Source organism: Mesorhizobium sp. M8A.F.Ca.ET.181.01.1.1, from assembly GCF_004792025.1.
Taxonomy (GTDB): domain Bacteria; phylum Pseudomonadota; class Alphaproteobacteria; order Rhizobiales; family Rhizobiaceae; genus Mesorhizobium.
The window spans coordinates 1-308 of the sequence record NZ_SRTV01000216.1; the positions used below are offsets into that span (position 1 = coordinate 1).

At 58.8% G+C, this 308-nt stretch carries 1 pseudogene; it reads right to left on the bottom strand.

From position 1 onward, the window contains the following. Positions 1–308, bottom strand: a pseudogene (locus EN824_RS34325) (protocatechuate 3,4-dioxygenase subunit beta); the annotation flags it as partial.

A 308-nucleotide genomic window follows, 5' to 3' on the forward strand; every position in this document is an offset into this window, starting at 1 on the left:
GTTGCCCTCCATGCGGTTTTCGAAAAGGGTGGAGCGGCGACCGCGCAGCACGATATCGAACTTATAGGCCAGCATGTCCATCGGCAGCGTCGCATTCATGTCCAGCGGCGCGATCAGTCTCCGTATCGCATCCTCGTCCGGAATGGTTTTGACGATCGGACATTTCCAGATCAGCGGATCGCCTTCGAAATACATCTGGGTGATGAGGCGCTGCGCGAAACCGTGACCGAAGATGGAGAAATGGATATGGGCCGGCCGCCAGTCATTGACGCCGTTCGGCCAGGGATAGGCGCCCGGCTGGATGGTCT